The sequence below is a fragment of the Bacillus manliponensis genome (assembly GCF_000712595.1).
GTDB classification, from domain to species: domain Bacteria; phylum Bacillota; class Bacilli; order Bacillales; family Bacillaceae_G; genus Bacillus_A; species Bacillus_A manliponensis.
In genome coordinates, this window is the sequence record NZ_JOTN01000019.1 from 1 (window position 1) to 16027 (window position 16027).

At 35.7% G+C, this 16027-nt stretch carries 20 protein-coding genes, 1 pseudogene and 1 riboswitch; of the genes and pseudogenes, 15 read left to right on the forward strand and 6 right to left on the reverse strand.

The window, feature by feature from the left end; all coding sequences use genetic code 11:
- The first annotated feature begins 106 nt into the window (after positions 1-106).
- The 3 genes from BAMA_RS18145 to BAMA_RS18155 all read left to right on the forward strand — a co-directional run bounded on the left by BAMA_RS18145 (position 107) and on the right by BAMA_RS18155 (position 1916).
- Positions 107-460, forward strand: a complete 354-nt coding sequence (locus BAMA_RS18145; RefSeq protein ID WP_034642027.1) for a hypothetical protein — start codon at positions 107-109, stop codon at positions 458-460.
- Between the two features lie 275 nt (positions 461-735).
- Positions 736-1107 (forward strand): phage holin family protein, encoded by a 372-nt coding sequence (locus tag BAMA_RS18150; protein WP_338022315.1) that lies wholly within the window; start codon positions 736-738, stop codon positions 1105-1107.
- On the forward strand, positions 1107-1916 hold the full coding sequence (locus BAMA_RS18155; RefSeq protein WP_051759017.1) for an N-acetylmuramoyl-L-alanine amidase: 810 nt from the start codon (positions 1107-1109) through the stop codon (positions 1914-1916). The genes BAMA_RS18150 and BAMA_RS18155 overlap by 1 nt, the downstream gene beginning before the upstream one ends.
- A 49-nt stretch (positions 1917-1965) precedes the next feature.
- Here the strand turns inward: BAMA_RS18155 and BAMA_RS18165 are convergent, their stop codons facing one another.
- The gene (locus BAMA_RS18165; protein WP_034642029.1) at positions 1966-2385 is read right to left on the reverse strand and encodes a hypothetical protein; all 420 of its coding nucleotides are present in this window, start codon (positions 2383-2385) and stop codon (positions 1966-1968) included.
- A gap of 236 nt (positions 2386-2621) precedes the next feature.
- Here BAMA_RS18165 and BAMA_RS25220 point away from each other — a divergent pair, with 236 nt between their 5' ends.
- A complete protein-coding gene (locus BAMA_RS25220; protein WP_034642031.1) occupies positions 2622-2987 on the forward strand; it encodes a hypothetical protein in 366 nt (121 codons plus the stop codon).
- Between the two features lie 167 nt (positions 2988-3154).
- Complete coding sequence (locus tag BAMA_RS23610; protein ID WP_051759018.1) at positions 3155-3661, forward strand: hypothetical protein; 507 nt, start codon at positions 3155-3157, stop codon at positions 3659-3661.
- A gap of 87 nt (positions 3662-3748) precedes the next feature.
- Here BAMA_RS23610 and BAMA_RS18180 read toward each other — a convergent pair whose 3' ends face one another.
- Positions 3749-3979, reverse strand: a complete 231-nt coding sequence (locus BAMA_RS18180; protein WP_034642033.1) for a helix-turn-helix domain-containing protein — start codon at positions 3977-3979, stop codon at positions 3749-3751.
- 316 nt (positions 3980-4295) lie between these two features.
- Between BAMA_RS18180 and BAMA_RS18185 the strand changes: the two genes are divergently transcribed.
- The 7 genes and pseudogenes from BAMA_RS18185 to BAMA_RS18210 all read left to right on the forward strand — a co-directional run bounded on the left by BAMA_RS18185 (position 4296) and on the right by BAMA_RS18210 (position 9391).
- Positions 4296-4490: a hypothetical protein gene (locus BAMA_RS18185; RefSeq protein ID WP_034642034.1), complete on the forward strand. Its 195-nt coding sequence runs from the start codon at positions 4296-4298 to the stop codon at positions 4488-4490.
- A gap of 10 nt (positions 4491-4500) precedes the next feature.
- Positions 4501-5661, forward strand: coding sequence for an FtsK/SpoIIIE domain-containing protein (locus BAMA_RS18190; RefSeq protein WP_034642035.1), 1161 nt, complete (start codon positions 4501-4503; stop codon positions 5659-5661).
- Positions 5645-6253, forward strand: a complete 609-nt coding sequence (locus tag BAMA_RS18195) for a replication-relaxation family protein (protein WP_034642036.1) — start codon at positions 5645-5647, stop codon at positions 6251-6253. The genes BAMA_RS18190 and BAMA_RS18195 overlap by 17 nt, the downstream gene beginning before the upstream one ends.
- A gap of 601 nt (positions 6254-6854) precedes the next feature.
- Positions 6855-7328, forward strand: coding sequence for a DUF2691 family protein (locus BAMA_RS18200; protein ID WP_034642037.1), 474 nt, complete (start codon positions 6855-6857; stop codon positions 7326-7328).
- Positions 7329-7405: 77 nt separating this feature from the next.
- Positions 7406-7639, forward strand: a pseudogene (locus BAMA_RS25225) (replication-relaxation family protein); the annotation flags it as partial.
- A 474-nt stretch (positions 7640-8113) separates the two neighbouring features.
- Positions 8114-8212, forward strand: a riboswitch (SAM riboswitch).
- Positions 8213-8303: 91 nt separating this feature from the next.
- The gene (locus BAMA_RS18205) at positions 8304-8564 is read left to right on the forward strand and encodes a hypothetical protein (protein ID WP_034642038.1); all 261 of its coding nucleotides are present in this window, start codon (positions 8304-8306) and stop codon (positions 8562-8564) included.
- 413 nt (positions 8565-8977) lie between these two features.
- Positions 8978-9391, forward strand: a complete 414-nt coding sequence (locus tag BAMA_RS18210; protein ID WP_034642040.1) for a YhfM domain-containing protein — start codon at positions 8978-8980, stop codon at positions 9389-9391.
- Between the two features lie 61 nt (positions 9392-9452).
- On the opposite strand, the gene BAMA_RS18215 is transcribed toward BAMA_RS18210, so the two are convergent.
- The 4 genes from BAMA_RS18215 to BAMA_RS18230 all read right to left on the reverse strand — a co-directional run bounded on the left by BAMA_RS18215 (position 9453) and on the right by BAMA_RS18230 (position 13444).
- The gene (locus BAMA_RS18215) at positions 9453-10799 is read right to left on the reverse strand and encodes a short-chain fatty acid transporter (protein ID WP_034642042.1); all 1347 of its coding nucleotides are present in this window, start codon (positions 10797-10799) and stop codon (positions 9453-9455) included.
- 162 nt (positions 10800-10961) lie between these two features.
- Positions 10962-11414, reverse strand: a complete 453-nt coding sequence (locus BAMA_RS18220) for a hypothetical protein (protein ID WP_034642044.1) — start codon at positions 11412-11414, stop codon at positions 10962-10964.
- 395 nt (positions 11415-11809) lie between these two features.
- Complete coding sequence (locus tag BAMA_RS18225; RefSeq protein ID WP_034642046.1) at positions 11810-13009, reverse strand: MFS transporter; 1200 nt, start codon at positions 13007-13009, stop codon at positions 11810-11812.
- 15 nt (positions 13010-13024) lie between these two features.
- On the reverse strand, positions 13025-13444 hold the full coding sequence (locus BAMA_RS18230) for a MarR family winged helix-turn-helix transcriptional regulator (RefSeq protein WP_034642049.1): 420 nt from the start codon (positions 13442-13444) through the stop codon (positions 13025-13027).
- A gap of 153 nt (positions 13445-13597) precedes the next feature.
- Here BAMA_RS18230 and phaZ point away from each other — a divergent pair, with 153 nt between their 5' ends.
- The 3 genes from phaZ to BAMA_RS18245 all read left to right on the forward strand — a co-directional run bounded on the left by phaZ (position 13598) and on the right by BAMA_RS18245 (position 16009).
- Positions 13598-14512, forward strand: a complete 915-nt coding sequence (phaZ, locus tag BAMA_RS18235) for an intracellular short-chain-length polyhydroxyalkanoate depolymerase (protein WP_200874699.1) — start codon at positions 13598-13600, stop codon at positions 14510-14512.
- A 116-nt stretch (positions 14513-14628) separates the two neighbouring features.
- Positions 14629-15825 carry an MFS transporter gene (locus BAMA_RS18240; protein ID WP_034642196.1) on the forward strand — a complete coding sequence of 399 codons (1197 nt, stop codon included), beginning with the start codon at positions 14629-14631 and terminating at the stop codon, positions 15823-15825.
- Positions 15809-16009 (forward strand): NETI motif-containing protein, encoded by a 201-nt coding sequence (locus BAMA_RS18245; RefSeq protein ID WP_034642072.1) that lies wholly within the window; start codon positions 15809-15811, stop codon positions 16007-16009. Before BAMA_RS18240 ends, BAMA_RS18245 begins: the two co-directional genes overlap by 17 nt.
- Positions 16010-16027 lie beyond the last annotated feature (18 nt).

Below are 16027 nucleotides of genomic sequence, written 5' to 3' on the forward strand. Positions count from 1 at the left end.
GCTTATTGTATTTTTTGCTTAGCGTGGTTTTTTTCCGAAATGCGGGCGGTACCCCTAAATAAAAGAAAAGCAATCTATAATAAAAAGAAAATACAAGGAGGGTACTATGGGAAAAAGTTTTAAGAGATTATTACTGGAAGAACTATCGTTTCTCCCTTATACAGGAGGTAATTGGCACGTAATAGAGATTGATCACTCAGAATGTTTAAAATCGGAGAGGAAATATATAAGAAGTAAAATTAATACCCAATTGAAAGGCTTCCCAGAAGGTATCTATATTTATACTAGCAAAAATACCAAAGAAGTATTATATGTGGGTGAGGGTGATATAAAAACGAGAATGATAAGACATTACCGCAAAACTTATGGGGAAATAGATAAGAAAAAAGCTAGTCATATTTTTTTTAATAACCATAAAGAAGAAATGCTAGTTTATTATAGAGAGGTATCGAGCAGTTGATAGACGAGAAAAAATAGAGGAACTACTGATTGCTGAATTAGAACCTAAACATAGTCGCCTTCTATATAAAAAGCAATTAAAACTCGAATAAAGCTTTTTATTATGTAGAAATTCAACAAAATACGGCTTGTATAAAAAAGAGAGACACTTCTGTCTCTCTTTTTATTTTGAAAGGAGAGGGAGAATGAAAGAGTATATCGATGTAGTTTGGAAAGGCTCTACAGCAATATTTGGAGCGTTCTTTGGTTTTGTATTCGGGGGGGGGGTGGAGTCAATTGTTACAGGTTTTAATGTACGCATCGATTATTGATTATACGTCGGGTATGGCAGCAGCAGGAGTGAATGGCGAGCTTAAATCAAAAATTGGATGGAGAGGGATATTCAAAAAAATAATGATGTTTGCTCTTATCGCACTGGCAGCACAGGTAGATATGTTATTTAAAGAGCAAGGGTTAAACCTTGAAGTATTTGGTTTACAGGCTTCACTTCAAGAAGCATTTATCATGTTCTACCTAGGCAATGAGTTACTATCAATCATTGAAAATGCAGGGCGTTTAGGGTTGCCGCTTCCATCATTGGTTGCGGATGCAGTTGAAATTTTAAACGGCAAGTATAAGAAAAAAGAACAAAAAGGAGAGGTTGAATAATGACTAAACGAGTATGGTTTGACGCAGGGCATGGTGGTTATGATCCAGGAGCATTAGGGTACAGTTTGCGTGAAAAGGACATTGTATTGAAGCTAGTATTAGAAGCTAAACGGATTTTGTTAGATGAGTTTTATAATGTGGTAGTTGGAATGACACGTGAAACAGATGTGTTTTTATCACTAGAAGCACGAGCTGATAAAGCGAATCCATGGAAAGCAGATGTATTTATATCTTTCCATTGTAATAGTGGCTCTACAAATGGTGTCCCTGGTGATGGTTTTGAAACATTCCGTTATCCTGGTGCAAATGGTGATACATTAAGGTTGCAACAAATCATGCATAACAAGATTTATAATGTATATAAGCAACATAGTATTGACGACAGAGGAATGAAGCAATCAAACCTTTCCGTTCTTCGTAGGACGCATATGGCTGCAGTTCTTACAGAAAACTTATTTATGAATAACCAGGAGATTACTAAGTTTAATGATGTATCTTTTATAAATGCTGTAGCACGTGCTCACGCTGAAGGAGTAGCGGAATACCTTGGACTAGCTAGAAAGAAACCTGCTACTTCAAAACAAACAATGTACCGTATCAATATAGGTGACTTCGATTCAATCGAGTGGTTAGCGGTAGCACTTACGAAAGTAAAAGAGGTGTTACCAGGATACGGTGTGTGGACCCAGTGTTTAGATAACGGATACCACCGTATTATTGTCGGTGATTTTAACGATAAAAAGTGGACGGATGATACGGTGGAGAAGTTAAAACCGTTAGGATACGGTACGTGGATACAGATGTTATAAACAAACAGAGCCGGTTCTTTCACCATCGGGAACTGGCTCTGTTTGTTTATTACGATTTTACTTTCATACCCCATTCATATTGTACACAATTACAATCAGCCTCAATAGTATCCAAACGCTTTCTTAATAATTGCAAGTCTGTAGTAAAAGCGCTACTAAATTTAACACTCATTTGTTTTTCTTTGTGTCCTCGATTATATTCCAAAGATGGAGTGAATTCTCGGGTATCACCATCCGTGAACCTATAATTATAATTATCGAGTTGATCTTCTACCAAGCTCATAATAATATCCCGTAAGACGATATATAATTTGTTTTTTACAAAATAACTTTGGAAATCACTGTGAGTTCGAAAACTTTCAGGGAATCGGATTATGAACTCTGTAGAAATTATATCTTTTCTTTTGTTAACGTAGGTATGGACCCAGTGTAAGGAAGCTTCTTTTCCCTCAATCTCTATTTTTCTCATTTGCTCTCTCCTTATCTATTTTATTGATTATAACACTAAAAGGATGTTGTTTGATATAAAGCATATAATTAAAGGTAAGCTCCTATAAGGAATTGTATTTTATATTCATTAAAAAATTCTTCTATCTTTATGTTTATACGGCTATATTTAATATTTACACCCAATTTACATCTCCTTAATACCCGTCTGTTAAAATTTAACATGTAACGATATCTAACGTAAAAGGAGACGGTAAAGTGGAAAAGATGAACGTAATTTTATCCGATGGACAAGCGTTAACTTACTACGTAGCAACAGTTACAACTGGAGAAGAAACATATTATTTTGAAATTAACAAAGATAAGAATTACTTTGCGGTGTACCTTATCGATGAACACCAAAGACGTTTGGAAATCAGTACTATTTTAGGTTCAGTTGAGATGATAATTGATGAAGAGGTTCGTTATAATTACTGGAAAGCACTCCGTTCTACTATTAATTCTGACTGGGTAGTGTCAGATGGGGAATATTCAGAACGTGCCATGACGAAAGAAGAGGAAGAAGCGTTTCTTTTCTTGAAGGAAAAGGTATTAGACGAAATGTCAGAGGGAATGCCTATATAATATATAAATCCAGTTCCTTATCGGGAGCTGTATATTTTATATTTATTTTCCAATAAAAACAAACTATACAAAAAATATCTATAAAAATTAAAATTTGGTATTTACAAAAATATCTTTATATTCTATTATTTTAATTGTAAGTAAAATACATATTAGGGGGAAATAGTATGAAAAAGTTGATTGCTTCTGTTTTTGTAGCGGTGTTAGCATTCGTATCTTTCGGTGCTCCACAGGCTATGGCAGCGGGGGACCATCGTGCAGACATTATACAAAAGGGTAGTGAAATATATAATACTATTCTAGTTCAGAAATCTTTACATGACAGTCCAGGCAACACAAATATAGTAAACTATGTTAGTCCTGTTCAAGATGTAAAAATAATAAGAGCATCTTTTTTAATTAATACATGGAAAGGTCATAAATGGGTACAATATCATACGACAACAACCATAGAAGGATGGAATCGTATTAGGACATTAGATACACATTTTAATGCTTCGAATGCTACTCTAAAAGTGGAATCTACTAATAATAGTCCTACATATATTTATGATTCTTCGATTGGCGGGTCTCCTATATCTAACCTTTCATCTCAAACTGTGGAAGTACGTCAAGCGTGGTATCAAATTGAAACATGGTTAGGACCTAAGTGGATTGGTTATCAACTGCGATAATAAAAAAGCACTCATTGCGAGTGCTTTTTATATTGTTGTCTAATGAGTAAAGTAAAATCTTATGTGTGGTGAAAAAACCTCTTTTGTTTATGAGTCTTTAGTAGAAGAGGGTTTTTCTTGCACCTCGTAAAGATCATCAACTTTGCATCCAAGAAGATTAGCTAAAACGAATAATCGATGCGTATTTGGGAAAGAAGTATTTGATATGTAATTATTTAGTTGTTTTACACTTACTTCTAATTTCTCCGCAATGAAATCTTTTCGATAACCGCTTTTTTCTATCCAATCCCCGATTCTACTATTTAATTTAATCTTCATATTTATCACCTGCAGATTATTTCAACGTTTATTTCACAAACCCTTTTTTGTAAATGAATTTCTTTTTTGAGGAAATTTATTTTCTTAAAACAGGCAATTTCATTTCTTTTTAGTCATATACCTATACCAAAGTAGCTACAAAGGTAATGAAACACAAAAATATATTTTGATACTGTTGTAGCTACCAAATTAAACTCTCTTTTGTTACTGCAGTAATTACCGTGGTATCTACCAAAGTATTGATACCACGGTTTACAAGCTGAAAATCACTTTGAATTTAGGGATTTCGATGGTGTTTATAAAGAGGGAGATTTTTATGGTGGGAACTTACATTGTATTATCGGCAGTTGGAGTAGTTACTATTGGAAGAGTAGTATTGGAGAAACATCTTATGAAAAACGATAAAGTAGCTGCAGCACGTTTACTATCAGATGGATTGTATCATGGTGTTCGTCTTAGTGGAATAGCATTCATTGGTTATGTATTCGTTAGGATAGTTATGATGTTCTAGGGAGGATCACATGAAACTGGTTAAAGAATGGTTTCACCAAAAGACTTTAAAACATCAACTTATAGAGGTGTTTAAAAAAGCTGGTCTATACTTGGTACATGAGACAAGGGGCGGAAAAGTACCGATTTATCCGAAGATACATGCAATTTCTGAAGATGATAAGAGGACTCAATATGTGTTCACAATTCCGAATGGATTAAATCCGCAGCAATTAGAAAAGAAGTGGTTTTGCTTTCAGCAGATTCTAGGAACGAATATTAAAATTGAGGGTGATATTAAAAAATTTGTATTAAACGTTTATTATTCAAAAGTTGGATTGAAACCGTATTTGTATAGTTATAGTCAAATGAAAAGTCAGTTGTCGCAGCATAGATTACCTATTCCTGTAGGTAAAGATGAGTTTGGTAATTATTTGGTCTATGACATGGTGGAGCAACCGCATCTGTTAATTGCTGGTGAAACAGGTAGCGGAAAAAGTAGTATGCTACGTGTGATACTTGCTACATTGATTCAACATATGTCGGCTCAGAAATTACAATTATACTTGGGCGATTTGAAGCGATCAGAGTTTCATTTTTTAAATAAGGTGGAGCATGTAGTAGGGCTTTATAAAAATAGGAACAGTTTGGCTGCATCACTGCTGAAATTAAGTCGAGAACTTGAGAAGCGCGGCAATCTATTGGATGAAACGGAATTAAGTCACATCGATGAGTATAACAAAACAGGGAATGGGCCGTTACCATACATTGTAGTTTGTATTGATGAAGTAGCTTTACTTCATGGGGATGAGAATGTTATGGATGTGTTGGATGATATAGCTGCAGCTGGAAGAGCGCTTGGAATGTTTCTTATTCTTTCCATGCAAAGACCAGATGCAGAGGTGTTAAACAGTCGTGTGAAAAGTAATTTAACGGTTCGTATGGCATTTCAATCCGCTGATAAAATAAATAGTCGTATCATTTTAGGGACAGAAGGTGCAGAAGCTATAGATCAGCCAGGGGAAATGCTAATAAAGTTGAAGAAGCTCACGCGAATCCAAGCACCATACTTAGAATTAGAGAAAGCTAAAAAGATTATCAAACCTTATCAGATAGAAAAGAAACTTGAGTTAGTTTCACCTGAAGAACCACAACAACTATTTGGGGTGTTGGATGATGAGACAGAGGGATAAAGCAATTTTAACAGACTTACAAAAGTTTCGTTGTATGTCACGAAATGACATTATAGATTTACACTTTAGTGACTTGAAGAATCCAGTTACCTCATGTAATACAGTGTTAAAGCGTTTAAGACGGGATGGATATATTGAAGTGAATATGTCACATCAACCTTTCGTATATTTTCCACATCCAAATCCTATCCGAAAAAGTAGTCAAAAAATCGCACACTTTCTAGGGATAGTGGATGTATATAAACAGTTGCTACCTCACGATAAGCCGAAGAGATTTGATGTTGAACCTAAGTATGGGAAAGGTTACATGGAACCTGATATATTCACTATTTGGAGAAGAGCGCCATTCTTTATCGAATACCAAAACTCTGTATATAGCACAGTTGTTATGCAAGAAAAAATTAAACGGTATGAAGCATACTTTTATAGCCAGGAATGGCAAAGAGAAAGTTGGCAACCTGAAGGTAATAAAATATTCCCTCCAATTTTAATCTTCACAAATAGAACATATTCTCTTAATAGTAACTTACGCATCTTTCAAGCAACTTCCATTGAACATTTCCTAAAGCAAACTGTTTTTAAAACGAAGTGATATAAATTATAGATGCAAAGTAATAACATATATATTAGAACCCATGCTATTCAATGTCCCTTGTAATGACTAATAATATAAGTAAAACAGCCACGGAGGCAGCCACAAAAAGAAAACAAAATATAATAAAAAATATAAGCCTATTTCTTTAAAATGCTTATTTCCCAGCATTCTTGATAAGCAAGGATATGTTGCACCTATAAGTCCTGCTAATGGACCTACAGCTGCTGCTCTAAGCTGATGTGGTTGAGAATACGGCTGTTCTGTTAAGTTAGTATTCTCTATAGGGGTGTTTCGTTTTTTGCTAAGCTGTTGGATTTCCTCTTCGGTCAAATTGATAGTCGAATCATTTTCTACAGTACCTTCAGCAAAAGCGCTAACAGGTATCTATGATAAAATAGTTGAAAAGATAAAGATAAATAATGTAATTTTATTTAGTAGTTTCATTTTGCTCCTCCCTTGAAGTTTATAACCGGATATAAATATATAAAATTTTAATGATTTTTTTATATCTAGATATTAAATTTCAGATAATTAAAGTGAGTTTGATATAATGTTATTCATAATCTCTTATTTATGATAAGAAAGTTGAGGTATTTATATGAAGAATATAGGAATTGGTTTTTATGAACCAAGAGAAGAAGAATTCCATACATCTATATGGAGTTTAATAGAACTCGTCGAACCCCAGAAATATCAATGGCGGATAGTTGATGGAGAAGTATACATAAGAGATGAGAATGACCCGTTAGATGGAGAGTTTTTATTTGAAAAGGCTTTTGTTGATGGATATGAATTAGGAGACATTGTAAAGGATAGAGGTTGTTATGTAATCTTCTTAAATATGCGTGCATTTCCTAAAAAGTTAGATAAGAATGAGTTATTAGCCCGAATAACAACTGTCCCAGAATTTATTAATAGTAGTTGTGAATTTATGATAAATATTGTAGATACTTATGACATTAGTATTTTAACTAAGGATCCAGAGCTATTGGAACAGTTATTTAGACATGTAACAGACCTTGGATATGAAAAAGTTACGTATATAACTGACAAAAGAGAGGGACTAATTTAACGGAATACCCGAAAGAATTTGCCTTCACTGGATAAAAAATAGTCCATCATGATAGGGCTGCGTATATGATGTTATGTAACAAGGAAGGGATTTGTCATATAGTAGCAGTGAATCGTATTCAGAAGATGGTTGTGGATAATGCAAAGTTAAAGTGTTAGGAAGAACTCACTAAAATATACAAACAGAAGTACAATGGAAAAATGCCAGTGACCCATTTCTTCACCATTACAAAATACAGAGAAAAGAAATTAGAACAAATGGCAGCAAGATACAATGTGTTTGTAAACGTATATGTTCGTCAAGAGTATTGATGTGGAACTATAAAATAGTGCTAACAAGTTTGCAAACGAAAATGCAAACTAAACGAATACTCGTATGTAATGGTCAGAGACAAATGGTCGCTGATATGTCCTCTAAACCTCTACAATATAACGCTTTTTAATCTTGTATAAACATGTATAAAGACCATGACTTCATTACTACAATATGGACAATCTTTACCTTCATTTGTGTTAAACAGGGACCATGTATCTTTTGCTTTCCATTTTACTTTGCAATTTGTACAGCGAGTCATAGTTTTTCCTCCATCCCATTATTTAAGCTACAGCGAAAGTTTTCATCATATAATACAAGTAGTATATGCTCTTGTTAGTTATATTTTAGCAATGAAATCTTATGAAATATATAACTATATGTGGAGAAGAATCGATATGAGGATGAAAATTTTCTGTTTATAAATTGACTTTCTTATGTACTTTAAATATAATGTATCACAAGTGAATATTTTCTTATCCAGAGAGGTGGAGGGACTGGCCCGATGAAACCCAGCAACCGCATTGCAGGTGCTAATTCCAGCAGAACAATTTTGTTCTGACAGATAAGAAGGAAGATACGTGTAACTTCTTCTTATCGGAGAGGTTTTTTTATTGCAAAAAAACCGATAATGACAGTTAGAGAAGAAAGGAGCATGGCATCATGACACTTGAAAAATATGTAACGTTACGTAATGCAGTGTATGAATATATGGTTGAACAGGAATCACCAATTACATTGTTAGATATTCAGCAACATATGACGTCTGAGCACGAAGGAAAGTTTGCGAAAAAGATGTTACAACAATTTCATTTAGCACGGTTGCTAGATGAATTAAAGTTAGATGGACTGATTGCATTAGCTGATGGAACAGAGCGATCAGGAATGAGCAGTGTATATTATGAAGCGAAAAGAGGGATTTAATCTCTCTTTTTTTCATTATGTAGGAAAAGACTGCTGAAGCAGTCTTATGCAAGGAAATGGTGCTGAGTGTGTAGGTTGAAATTTAAATGTGCCCTAGAAGATGGGCGTTTTCGGCAAGCCAACAAAAAAGACACCCTTTGCCGAATAGGTGCCAGTTGGTGTGTCAAAGAGGCTTGCCCTCTGACATGTATTAGAATAGCACGACCACACACTTAGAGTCAAAAGGTAATATATGGTTGAGGGTTATGTGTGTGTTTATTCCGCATTAACGGGCTGTAAAAATCTCACTGAGTGACGTTTTACTTTATAAAGGGAGTAAGTCATTTCATAACGAATTTGTATAAAGGGTCTTCTTTATAATTATGTTTAGTGGAATATACAAAAGTCTTTGAAACGAAGTGGGAGGGAAGAGTTTGAAACTGAAAAATCTCTCTTTTGTGTTCATCGTTATTTTATCGTTTTGTATAGCAGGTTGTGTAAAAGAAGAAAAACAAGAAGAGCAGAAAATTAAAGTTCAAAAACGAATTGGTGATGATGGTGGATATGAGGAATTTAAGGAAGTTAATGACCCTATAGAAGTTGGCAAAGTAGAAAATATATTGAATGACACTAACTGGATTAAGGCGAAATTTGAAATGTCCCGTCCTCCCGATTATCAATTTCTGTTTCAGTTTAAAAATCCCGATATAAAAGCAAAGGTAGTGTTATATCGCGTTTGGGTCAGCTCGAATAAAGAGACGCTAGAGATCATTCGGGGGGATGATCAATATGCGAAATTAACAAAGGAGCAGTCCGAAATATTATTTGAAATTATTACGAGTGATTAACTAGTTAGTTTGTAACATAATAAAAAGGAGTGGAATTCCACTCCTTTTTATTATGTTTAAATTATAGAAAAAGAAAACATAACCCAAGCACAGTTCCTGCATAAAGCAGCAGTACAACGCAAAATCCCATAATATCACGTGCGCCTAATCCAGCGATTGCTAATGCTGGCAACGCCCAAAATGGTTGAATTAAGTTTGTCCAAGCGTCGCCCCAGGCAATGGCCATTGCTGTTTTGGCAGCAGGTACACCAAGTTCAGCGCCAGCGGGTATCATAATGGGAGCTTGCACAGCCCATTGTCCACCGCCTGAAGGGACGAAAATGTTAATAAGACCCGCGCTTAAAAATGTAAAGAGAGGGAATGTCGTTTCATTTGAAATACTAATAAAGAAATTTGAAATTGCACCGCCAAGTGATAGACCTTCGCTATTTGCCCCAACCATCATTCCCATAATCCCAGCGTAAAACGGAAATTGTAGTAAAATATCTGCGGAACTTTTTGTAGACCGGGAAAATGCTCGGATGTACTGGATTGGTGTTTTATGAAAAATAAGCCCTGCAATTAGAAGCATGAAAATAACGATATCAAGTGTAAGGCTAAATCCTTTTGTACTAAAGAAATGAACGATATAAATGATTCCGAGTAAACCAATTAACACTGTTACCCACATACTATTTTCTAGTTTTTCTGCAAATGTGTGACCTGTAGTCTCTTGCGCAGCTGCTTCTTCCTCTAAAACACTTGGATCGACTGTAATTGTGTGCTCTAAATCAGGATGCATCGCTCGGTTAATAAGAGGCATTGTAATAAGAAAAATAGCAATAGGAACAAGTGCATATGGAGAGAATAAAGTTTCTGCGATTGGAATTGCTTCTGTAATAGTACCCGCTGTTGTATTAGCTAATGTCTCACCACCAGTTGCTAATGTAAGCGGGATTGAAGCAGATAAGCCAGCGTGCCAGATAAGGAATCCAGAGTAGGAAGAGGCTATCGCTAATCGGTAATCAAGTCCTTGTAGCTGTTTTGCAACTTCTTTTGCATATAAGACAGAGACGATAATACCAAATCCCCAGTTTATGTATGCACCAAGTAAGCTGACAAGGGAAATGGCGATAATTCCTTGCCCAGGTGTTTTGGGTAACTGTGCTGCTTTTGATAGTCCTTTTCGAATAAGCGGAGCGTTTGCGAGTGCAGCTCCTGTCACAAGAATAAGTGCCATTTGCATTGTGAAAGCAAGTAATCCCCAAAGACCGTTGCCCCAGTGTACAACCATCTGTACAGGTGATTGTTTCGTTGTGATCGTGCCGAGAAAAATGACAACGACTGTAAGTAGGCAAGATAAAATAAATGGATTTGGCAAGAAACGCTGCACAAGTGCAACGCAGCCATTTGTAAACATACGAAACACGTGTATCAACTCCTTTACAATGTAGTATGTAAAATATTCTATAAATAGGAACAAATAACCTCTATAATTCTGATTATTCAGTTTTTTTATTGAAGGACAATTGTGATAGCCTAAAAAATAAAGAAGCCTGGAGATACAAAATCTCCAGGCTTCTTTAAATAGTTATTCGATAAAATACATCTTCCCGTTTATTTCAAGAGATACGGATGATTGCTTCATCTCTTCCTTTAGTGATTTCGCATATGCTACCACTTCGTTTACTTTCTTCTTATTTAAATTATCTGCAAAACTATATACAATAGTGACTTTTTCCTTAATAAGCTGATTGTTATCTCCGATCCAGGCGCCTGTTCCTTCAATCGCAGTAGCCCCTCCAAACATATTGGAGAATGTCTCGAGAGATTTGTTAACATATGGAGTATTATCAATAGGTTGATCTAAGTTATAGGTTGAGGGTACGTAAATTTTTACTACATCATCAAGATGGAATTTTCCTTTTAAAGCGTTCTGTTCTTGAACCTGTGCGGATTTTTGTTGTTCTGCATACACCGTATGCCCTGCAAAAGTAACCAATATAATAGATAGAAGCCAATAGAAAATCGTTTTCTTTTTCAAGTTTACCACTCCTTTTTATTTGACTCATTTGCTGTCAAAACAATGGTGAGTGTTCCACTTACTATTATACTTACTTTAAACAGGATTTAAGAGGAAAAAATTACTTTATGTGTTATGCATTTTTGTTCTTATCCCGCTATTTGCTTGCTGACACTCAGTGGGGGAAGAAAACCCTCACTAAGTTTCACTTTATCCCGCATTAACGGGCTGTAAGACTTCCACCTCAAAAATTAGAGGATTCAGAGAAGTTTAGGTCGGAGATAAACAGCCCGTAAAAGCCCGATTCGTTCAACTAACACTCAGTGGGAGGGAAGAAAACCCTCACTGAGTGAAGTTTCACTTTATGAAATACCTTGATGTTTAGTAAACCGAGAAGTTTACTCGTTTAATAAACATTATGCAGATAATTGTTTGTCTGTAGACTGCTTTTTGGATTTTTGCTTTCTACCATGCAATACGAAATATAAAAGAAGCGTAGTTGCGATTACTATTGTTGCGATGATATACATATAAGAAAAGCTAGAACGAGCAGCTATAATACCAAGTACAAACGAACCAATTCCAATCCCGCTATCAAAGAATGAATAATACGTTGCCGTAGCAGCGCCGCGGCGATGATTTGGTGCTGCTGAAATCGCGATCGTTTGGAAACTTGGAACGAGCGTACCGTAACCAAGACCGATAAAAACGCCAGAAGCTAATAGCCAAAATGACGTTTCCGCTTGACTTAATACAAACATTCCAATTGTAAAGACGATAATGGCAGGATAAACGAGTGCGTTTTCACCAAGTCGGTCAAACATTTTTCCAGTAAACGGACGAGAAATCACAACAACAAGTGCATATACAATAAAGAAGTAACTTGCGATATGTTCTAAGCCAAGTTGTTTTGCATGAATTGGGATAAAGGATAAAATACCGCTATATGCAAATGCAAGTACAAAGCCAGTAAATGCAATTGGCATCGATGAAGTTTCAAATAAATCTTTCCATTTCATTTTTTCTTCTTTTTGTTTCTTAACTGGTGCTTCATGCGGGATATTCACGAGTAGACCACATATAAACGCTAGGAATGAAAAAATAGAACAAATAATAAATAATGTTGAGAATGAATAACGAGAAATAATCGTCAAACCTAAAAAAGGACCGATAACCATCGGTAAACTCATAAAGACGCCAAAGTAACTAAGTGCTTCGCCACGTCTATTTGGCGGGGCAACATCTGTGATGATTGTTCCTGTTGCTGTTGTTGCCATACCAAAACCAATTCCATGTAAAAAGCGAAGCGCAAGTAATAGAAAGAGACTTTGTGCGCCGAAGTACATAATTGTGGCAGCGAGAAATAATGATAAAGAAATAAATAAAATTTTCTTTCTTCCTAAATCATCAAGCCACTTTCCAGTGAATGGCCGAGCTAAAACAGAAGAAATAAGAAATACTGTTGTGACAAGACCTATTTCTTCTGGTTTGCCATTTAAGCCTTCGATTACATAAATCGGTAATGTTGTAATGAGTACGTAAAATGTTAAAAAGAGAAAGAGACTGCTTAGGCATGTGCCGATGAAGTCTTTCGTCCAAAGTTTTTCACTTTGCATAGCCATCCTCCTTCGTTATGAATTTAAATTTTTAAGAACCTTGTGTAACACTTGAAACGCATGGTGAAGTTCTTCTTCATCGATGTTTTGGAGCGCTTTTTCTTCAAATGTATGTACTTCCTCTTGCCATGATGGAATCATTTGTAGCGCTGTGTTTGATAGAGAAATCATTTTTTCTCTACGATCTTTTCCTTCCGTTCGAATAATCCATCCCATCGTTTCCATTCGTGTTAACGTACGTGTCATCGTCGGTGATTCAACGTTTAAATATTGACATAGTTCTGTTTGTGTACAAGGACCTGTTTCGTTAAGACGGAAAATAACGGCCCACTGTGCACTAAATAAACCTGTTGGTGAAACGCGTGCATTGAACGTTTTAGAAAACTTACGAGCTGTTTGACTGACAGCGTGAAAAAAGTGTTGTTTTTCGTCCATTTCTTTGATCCTTTCCCAATTAATTACCTAGCTAACTATATACTTTTTCTCTTCCATTGTCTAGCAATTTACTTTGTTTGTTTTATGAAATCTATTGAGAACATTTGTTCTTTATGGTATCTTTTATTTATGTTTGAATTTTCTTTCTATTTGATTGGAGGGAGTAAAATGATACAGCCTACAACAATGGAATACGTTACATTATGTAATGGAGAAAAAATCGCTTATCAGCAAGCTGGGGTAAGAAGTGGGAAGGTACTAGTACTCATTCATGGAAATATGACATCTTCTCAGCACTGGGATTTAGCGATTGAACAATTGCAAGATGAATATCATATTTATGCGGTTGATTTAAGAGGTTTCGGTCAATCAACATATCATACACCAATTGATTCTTTACAAGATTTTGCAGAAGACGTAAAGATGGTTGTTGATGAATTACAGCTACGTTCATTTTCCCTTATGGGATGGTCAATGGGCGGCGGTGTGGCAATGGAGTTTGCAGCACTGTATCCTAGCTTCGTAGAAAAGCTCATTTTAGTAGAGTCTGTTGGGATGAAAGGGTATCAGCTTTATAAAAAAGATACAAATGGTCAGCCGATTGTATCGACATTGCTAAAAACGAAAGAAGAAATTGCAGAGGACCCTGTCCAAATCGCTCCTGTACTAGATGCGATTAAAAATATGAATAAATTGTACTACCGGACGATATGGAATTTACTCATTTATACACATAATAAACCAGAACCAGAGCGTTATGAAAAATATTTGGACGACATGTTAACGCAGCGGAATTTTTTAGATGTTAATTATGCGTTAATTCGTTTTAACATTTCAGATGAACATAATGGAGTCGTTTCTGGGAACGGCCGTATTAATAACATAAAAGTACCAACGCTTGTATTACAAGGAGACCGTGATTATGTTGTACCACAAGCTGTTGGTGAAGAACTCGCAAAGCATTTGCCAAATGCAAAGCTAGTTATTTTAGAAGATTGTGGTCATTCACCTTTTGTTGATTGTTTAGATGTATTGATAGCGCATGTACGAAAATGGTTGCAAAATTAAAGTACAAAGAGAGAAGTTAGAGGAGAATTTTCTAACTTCTTTTTTTATGCGCCTTACATGAATTTGGAAAAAGGTTTATAATGAATTTTGGTGAGCTTGTAGAGGGAGAGAAGAACATGTCAATGCGATTTACATTTTGGATTATGGTTGGAATTGTCGCGATTTCAGGGTTATCACAAGGGATGCTATTACCAGCAATTGCAATGATTTTTGAAGAAGAAGGAGTTAGTTCTAGTCATAACGGATTGCATGCGGCTGCATTATATATTGGAATTTTATTTATTTCACCGTGGCTTGAAAAACCGATGCAACGTTTTGGGATGAAACCAATTATCGTAATTGGAGGATTCCTCGTTATTATTTGTTTATTTTTATTTACACAAGTATTCTCTTTTTGGGTATGGTTTTTACTCCGCTTTTTAGTTGGGGTCGGCGATCATATGCTACACGTTGGTACACAGACGTGGATTACAACAACGGCAGACCGCGATAAAATTGGAAGGCAAGTGTCAATATACGGTGTGTTTTTTGGGATTGGATTTGCGGTAGGGCCATACTTAGCAAGTACGGTTCAATACGGAATTGCAACGCCGTTTATCGTATCAAGCATTCTTTGTTTAATTGGATGGTTATTATTACTACCAACGCAAAATGCTTTTCCCGAGGAAGATGCGACTGCAAATAAAAATGAATCATCGTTTTCTCGATATAAACAAGTAATTACAATTTCTTGGATCGCACTGATTGGTCCACTTGCATACGGAGCATTAGAAGCAATGTTAAATAGTAACTTACCGGTATACGCGATGAGAAAAGGCTGGTCAGTTGCTGACATTTCATTTTTATTACCTGCTTTTGCGGTAGGGGGAATTATTACACAAATTCCGCTTGGGATATTAAGTGACCGCTTCGGACGAGAGCGTATTTTAGTATGGACATTTAGCGCGGGGACATTCATTTTCCTATGTGCTGCTGTATTTGACAACTATTATTGGATTGTATTTGGCTGTATGTTCTTTGCTGGAATGGTTATTGGCTCTTGCTTCTCGTTAGGTCTTGGATTTATGACGGACTTATTACCAAGGCATTTGCTTCCGGCTGGAAATATATTAGCTGGAATAGCTTTTAGCATTGGAAGTATTATTGGCCCTGTATTAGGCGGCTTATTTATAGAAAGAATACAATTTACAAGCTTTTTTATCGCTGTTGTGATGATAGTAGGAACCATTTCACTTTTGTATATCGCTTATACAAAAAGTCAATCAGCAACAAGAAAAGTAGAAAGTGGGTTTGGGCATGACAAAACAACCTAATAAGAAAAAATTTGAAGTACAAGAAAATGAAACAATTACAGATTGTTTAAACCGTATGGAGCAAGAAGGGTATGCGCCGTCTCGCCGTATGGAAGAGCCGATTTTTCATGAAGTAAAAAGGGACGGGAAAACAGTCGTAGAACCATGTGGACGTAAAATTATATTTGAAGGAAAATTAAAGTGAACAGGGAGATGAACACAT

What these genes read in the sequence shown, in the direction of transcription:
- BAMA_RS23610 (WP_051759018.1), top strand. Translation starts at nt 3,155, where the DNA reads ATGAAAAAGTTGATTGCTTCTGTTTTTGTAGCGGTGTTAGCATTCGTA.
- BAMA_RS18200 (WP_034642037.1), top strand. Translation starts at nt 6,855, where the DNA reads ATGAAGAATATAGGAATTGGTTTTTATGAACCAAGAGAAGAAGAATTC.
- BAMA_RS18195 (WP_034642036.1), top strand. Translation starts at nt 5,645, where the DNA reads ATGAGACAGAGGGATAAAGCAATTTTAACAGACTTACAAAAGTTTCGT.
- BAMA_RS18190 (WP_034642035.1), top strand. Translation starts at nt 4,501, where the DNA reads ATGAAACTGGTTAAAGAATGGTTTCACCAAAAGACTTTAAAACATCAA.
- BAMA_RS18180 (WP_034642033.1), bottom strand. Translation starts at nt 3,979, where the DNA reads ATGAAGATTAAATTAAATAGTAGAATCGGGGATTGGATAGAAAAAAGC.
- BAMA_RS18230 (WP_034642049.1), bottom strand. Translation starts at nt 13,444, where the DNA reads ATGGACGAAAAACAACACTTTTTTCACGCTGTCAGTCAAACAGCTCGT.
- BAMA_RS18205 (WP_034642038.1), top strand. Translation starts at nt 8,304, where the DNA reads ATGACACTTGAAAAATATGTAACGTTACGTAATGCAGTGTATGAATAT.
- BAMA_RS18185 (WP_034642034.1), top strand. Translation starts at nt 4,296, where the DNA reads ATGGTGGGAACTTACATTGTATTATCGGCAGTTGGAGTAGTTACTATT.
- BAMA_RS18165 (WP_034642029.1), bottom strand. Translation starts at nt 2,385, where the DNA reads ATGAGAAAAATAGAGATTGAGGGAAAAGAAGCTTCCTTACACTGGGTC.
- BAMA_RS18145 (WP_034642027.1), top strand. Translation starts at nt 107, where the DNA reads ATGGGAAAAAGTTTTAAGAGATTATTACTGGAAGAACTATCGTTTCTC.
- BAMA_RS18240 (WP_034642196.1), top strand. Translation starts at nt 14,629, where the DNA reads ATGTCAATGCGATTTACATTTTGGATTATGGTTGGAATTGTCGCGATT.
- BAMA_RS18245 (WP_034642072.1), top strand. Translation starts at nt 15,809, where the DNA reads ATGACAAAACAACCTAATAAGAAAAAATTTGAAGTACAAGAAAATGAA.
- BAMA_RS18155 (WP_051759017.1), top strand. Translation starts at nt 1,107, where the DNA reads ATGACTAAACGAGTATGGTTTGACGCAGGGCATGGTGGTTATGATCCA.
- BAMA_RS18225 (WP_034642046.1), bottom strand. Translation starts at nt 13,009, where the DNA reads ATGCAAAGTGAAAAACTTTGGACGAAAGACTTCATCGGCACATGCCTA.